Genomic DNA, 585 nt, shown 5'->3' with positions numbered 1-585 from the left:
CCAGAGCAGGATCAGCCCGCCAGCCATGCCGAAGATGCCTGACAGGAGCGACGTCAGGAAAACGGTGACGCCCATTCCGATGATGATGGCGATGCTCAAGGCGAAAGATCCTGGGAAACGCCATGCGCCGCCCGGCTTGAAGAGGAGAGCCGCCCGCCAGGTGACTGGCGGGCGGTATCGGTTAATCGCTTAGGCAACCAGATCGCGAAGAACGGTCTGCAGGATGCCACCGTTGTCCATGTAGATGACCTCGTCGAGCGTATCGATGCGGCAGAGGATGTTGATTTCCTTCACCGTGCCGTCGCCATAGGTGATCTTTGCAGTCTTCCACTCGCGCGGCTTGATGTCGCCTTCCAGGCCTTCGATCGTGACGGTCTCGTCACCCTTCAGGTTGAGGCTCGCCCAGGTCGTGCCCTCTTCGAAGACGAACGGAACGACACCCATGCCGACCAGGTTCGAGCGGTGGATACGCTCGAAGGACTGTGCGATCACGGCCTTCACGCCGAGCAGGTTGGTGCCCTTCGCAGCCCAGTCGCGCGATGATCCGTTGCCGTATTCGACGCCGGCGAAGATGACGAGCGGAGT

General features: G+C 61.0%; 1 pseudogene. It reads right to left on the bottom strand.

Annotated elements, in window-relative coordinates:
- Positions 1 to 189: 189 nt before the first annotated feature.
- Positions 190 to 585, bottom strand: a pseudogene (locus LH464_RS24475) (aconitate hydratase); the annotation flags it as partial.

It is taken from the genome of Pseudorhizobium xiangyangii (assembly GCF_020531965.1).
Classification (GTDB): Bacteria; Pseudomonadota; Alphaproteobacteria; order Rhizobiales; family Rhizobiaceae; genus Neorhizobium; species Neorhizobium xiangyangii.
This window is presented reverse-complemented; position numbering and strand designations above follow the sequence as displayed.